We start from the raw sequence: 3,942 nt of genomic DNA on the forward strand, positions 1-3,942 counted from the left end.
AGATGCGGAGATRCCGACTTTACGTCCTCAACCTCAACTGGTAGGGATAGGARAGGCKTTRCCTSGAMAGACCTTTGGTRAAGCGTTAMATGGGTTAACGACGTATAAGATGGGGAATGTTTCGAAAGGTCAGTCCAAAGCTTTGGAGAAAGTGGAAAAGCCTGATAGTAAAGCGAATGTTGAAGGGGTTTATGATCAGGAAGCTGTTKCTAGGGGTACGGGTAAAAATTCAGAAATAGTGAAGTTTACAGAGGAACAATTATCTACTAAACCCCTATATTCTAGAGATCCTGAAAAATGGCAGAAAAAAGGTGGGAAAATCGAAATTGGCGAGGAAGGAATATGGACTTATATTGATTGGGATATTCCTCCAAATCAAGTTTCTTATCCTGGAKGTTTTCCGGACTTTAAATCTGCTGGGTTGGTAAGACAAGAAGTTCCGATAGGTGAATTTAATAGATATGACATTGATTTTGCTAAGGCTGATGAATTAGCTCCAAATGGACCGAAATTAGATGAAAACACGTGGCACCATCATCAAGATTTAACAACAATGCAAGAAGTTAATAAAGAGATGCACAGAAGATTTCGACATATGGGTGGAATGTCATTAGCTAAGAAGTTAAAAGATTAAATGGGAGTGAAATAAATGAATTTAAATGCTTTTGGTAAAGCAACTGAAGAATCGATTGAAGAATTAGAAGAGTTTTTGGGATTTTTACTTCCGGAAGATTATAAAAAATTTTTAAGTGAATATAATGGGGGGACTTCGAAAGTTAGGTATAGTAAATTTTTTGTTAAAGAATTAAATCAGGAAATCCCTTTAGATGTCTTGTATGGTATAGGTGTAAAAAGAACTTTTGATTTAAGTGAATGCTATGAAGAGTTTGAAGAAGATATGTTACCGAATAGTTTAATAATAGGAGATGATCCAGGTTCAGGATTAATTGTACTTATTACAGATACTGAAAACCATGGTGTATATTATTGGGATCACTCTTTTTATTTTCCGCAGTCTAGTGAAGAAGAAAATACGTATAAAATAGCTGATAGCTTTAAGGGTTTTATTAATGGATTGAAGAATCCTTAGTTACCAAATTTTATATGTTGTAATTAATAATTTAAGAGATTAAGCAAATATACGAAATGGATTACAGTGACTTTATAAATGCTAAAACTATAATTTACACAGGAGAACGCCAAAAAATGTGGTTTGTAGTCAAAGATAACAAATATATGTGGGTGAGTAGAAAATAAAGTGTATTTGCAGTCGAAAGAAAAAGAGTAGACTATTAAAAAGTGCATACTCCATGATGGTTGTACCATCATGGAGTATGATGTGCAATGATAGAATAGAAAAAGAAGTACGAGATTAGGCGAGATGACGTTTTACTGGGTGATGAATATAAACAAACACATAGAATGGGCATGAAATTAATGAACTCGTACAAACTAGTAAGTTTTGATGTAATACTGTTACTATAACACTTACAAATTTAATGATGCTTAAAAACAGATGAACTTAAAGCACTTGATTGTCTTCTAGACAATAGGTGCTTATTTGCTTTTATTTAATAAACTCGTCCGGTTTACAAATGTAGGGTGTGCAAAATCTGCAGGTGCCATAAAATCTGTTTCAAAAGTAACAGAAGTTCCGGGCATATATACACCTAAAACGACCAAAATATGAAGTGATAGGTATAATATCGTCAGTAAAAAAGTGGTAATAAATTGGTCGGAAAAGGTGTATGAAACGTTTCAAAAGCAGATCAAACACTAGTATACCGAAGCCGGTAAGACCTAAAGCAAGTAGAGTGAAACCTGACACTCGAAAAAAACCTTCTGCTAATAAAAAACAGAAGGAAAAAAATTATCAAATGCGCAATTAAATAAACTGGTAAAAGACCACTTTGTAAAAGAAACCGCGAGGACTAGAACCTTTACATCAGAGACTATGCCCGGAAGTAAAGCCTTTGCAAAATGGTTTAATGAATTGAGCGTAGATGAATTTGAATTAGCTTGGTCTACTCCAAAATTAAGGACTATTATTGAGAGTAGAATTCGTTATCCTGGTGGGTACCATGAATGGCACTTAGTATCACGAGCGCCAATTTTTAAGCGGTGGGGTGTAACGGCTGAAGATATAGCAGAAATGAGAACGTTAACGAAAGATGTTGAATTTGTTAATCCGGTAGGAAGACATGGGTTTGATGGTTCTGGCAAAGCTCATAGAGAGCTTCTCAATTTAATTGATTACTCACTTAACTACGATACATTTAAAAGAAAATTAAGAAATTGGGCACATTATAGGCTAAAAGGTGGAATTGATTCATTGCCAGAAGGACTTAGGTAAATAGAAAAGGGGGATTATGATGGAAAACCCAGGAGCTGTTTCTCTTTGGTTTGGAAATTGTAGTGATGAGGATTTGTTAAGCAAGTATGTAGAAATAAAATATGATGATGAGGGAGATAGAATCCCTTCGAGCTTCATGAATGATTTTCAAATAAATTTCCTTGAGTACAATCAAGACTTATTAGAATGTACCTACAATGAATATCCTACATCTTCTTTGTCCGAATTACTAAAGAATGCTTCGTATTCTGATTCACTTATAAGTGAACTTGAAGACTTTTATGGTGAAAGCTTAGAAGAACCGTACAATATTGTGATTCGGTTGTATGATTTTGAATATGAAGAACTTGTTGAGGAAGCAAAACTTGATGGTAGGAAGCTTAAATATATGGGTTCTGTTATTTATGAAGATTAGAGTTTGAATTAAAGAACCTAAGTATATTTATTAATATATTATCTGAAGAAAAAAGCACTTCTTGTCTAATGACAAAAGGTGCTTTTTTGCATGTATTATAATTTGTTTGACGAAGTAAACGTGGTTGTGTGAAATAGCAAACTCATGATGAGTGTACCCTCATGGAGTGCTTTATACAATGATAAAATAGAAAAAGAAGTACGTTCTTAGGGGATATAGTATATTACTAGGCTATTAGGAGGTTTTTCATGTTAATAGACAAACAGCCAGTCATTCAAGATTTTTTTTCTTAGATGAAGAGTGATCGATTTAATGTACTAGAGTGTTTGTCTAATAGAGAGCCGTGGTAAAATCATATGATGGAATATGAACTTCCAGAGTATTCCGAAGGGATTGAATTTAAGGGGAGAATCATAATATTTATTAACATAGTAGCACATAACGAAATCATCATGCACAGTTCAGATTTTTATGGTTATTTGAAAGAAACGTGTGTGGAATTTGTTGATGAAAATCGAGAAGGGAAAGTCCAAGTGTATTTACTGATAGGCAAGAGAAGAAAGGCTGTTTTAAATTTGTGAAAACTCCACATTAAATTGAGAAACCTATCAATCAACCAAAAATACATAAAAAATAAGTGAATATACTTGAAAGAGTCCCTGTAGGGCTCGTAATTTTATAAATTGCAGTATTTATTAAAGAAGTAGATGATACAGATTATAATTACGTTTCGGACTAAGGAGAGAAATATGGAATACAAACTGATGAAAGAGTATGAAGAAATAGAAATTCTATTAGAAGATATTTTTACAGAAATAAATATGAGAAAGAGAATGAAAKAAGTATTGCAAAATTTTAGCTTGAGGGAAGGGTGTGTTGGTGAAATAAAAGCTATTTTATTCAAAAATGATTCAGATGAATATGACTTGTCGCAGTTAAAAATTTCTTTGGATGATTACCATGTCTTGATTTAAATTGATTCAATAGCTTCTACTATAAATGAAGATAGTCAAGCATATCTCACATTTAAAGAATTTTATAACTATTTATAGGTTAATATTGGGAAATATATAGAGTTTTGGAAGTCAGTTGCAAACTCAAGTTTTGCAGAAGAGTTTAATAGCCGAAATGTTACAAGAATGTTAGAGGGAAATGCACCAATTGCTCCTAAGCT

6 protein-coding genes are annotated in these 3,942 nt (G+C 33.1%); all 6 read left to right on the forward strand.

Annotated features, from left to right (window positions below; genetic code table 11):
• Window positions 1-109 precede the first annotated feature (109 nt).
• The 6 genes from AC1DRF_RS18745 to AC1DRF_RS18770 all read left to right on the forward strand — a co-directional run bounded on the left by AC1DRF_RS18745 (window position 110) and on the right by AC1DRF_RS18770 (window position 3,742).
• Window positions 110-634 (forward strand): HNH endonuclease, encoded by a 525-nt coding sequence (locus AC1DRF_RS18745; RefSeq protein WP_477741378.1) that lies wholly within the window; start codon window positions 110-112, stop codon window positions 632-634.
• A 15-nt stretch (window positions 635-649) separates the two neighbouring features.
• Entirely contained in the window at window positions 650-1,090 is a 441-nt protein-coding gene (locus tag AC1DRF_RS18750) for an SMI1/KNR4 family protein (protein WP_013057446.1), read from the forward strand.
• Window positions 1,091-1,954: 864 nt separating this feature from the next.
• Complete coding sequence (locus AC1DRF_RS18755) at window positions 1,955-2,353, forward strand: hypothetical protein (protein WP_477741379.1); 399 nt, start codon at window positions 1,955-1,957, stop codon at window positions 2,351-2,353.
• A 19-nt stretch (window positions 2,354-2,372) separates the two neighbouring features.
• Entirely contained in the window at window positions 2,373-2,768 is a 396-nt protein-coding gene (locus AC1DRF_RS18760; RefSeq protein WP_033579301.1) for an immunity 22 family protein, read from the forward strand.
• Between the two features lie 359 nt (window positions 2,769-3,127).
• Window positions 3,128-3,349, forward strand: coding sequence for a hypothetical protein (locus AC1DRF_RS18765; protein ID WP_477741380.1), 222 nt, complete (start codon window positions 3,128-3,130; stop codon window positions 3,347-3,349).
• Between the two features lie 168 nt (window positions 3,350-3,517).
• Window positions 3,518-3,742 (forward strand): hypothetical protein, encoded by a 225-nt coding sequence (locus AC1DRF_RS18770; RefSeq protein WP_477741381.1) that lies wholly within the window; start codon window positions 3,518-3,520, stop codon window positions 3,740-3,742.
• The last annotated feature ends 200 nt before the right edge of the window (window positions 3,743-3,942 follow it).

It is taken from the genome of Priestia sp. P5_B4 (assembly GCF_056400385.1).

Coding starts and splice junctions, on each gene's coding strand:
- AC1DRF_RS18750 (WP_013057446.1), top strand. CDS start 650: ATGAATTTAAATGCTTTTGGTAAAGCAACTGAAGAATCGATTGAAGAA.
- AC1DRF_RS18760 (WP_033579301.1), top strand. CDS start 2,373: ATGGAAAACCCAGGAGCTGTTTCTCTTTGGTTTGGAAATTGTAGTGAT.
- AC1DRF_RS18755 (WP_477741379.1), top strand. CDS start 1,955: ATGCCCGGAAGTAAAGCCTTTGCAAAATGGTTTAATGAATTGAGCGTA.
- AC1DRF_RS18765 (WP_477741380.1), top strand. CDS start 3,128: ATGGAATATGAACTTCCAGAGTATTCCGAAGGGATTGAATTTAAGGGG.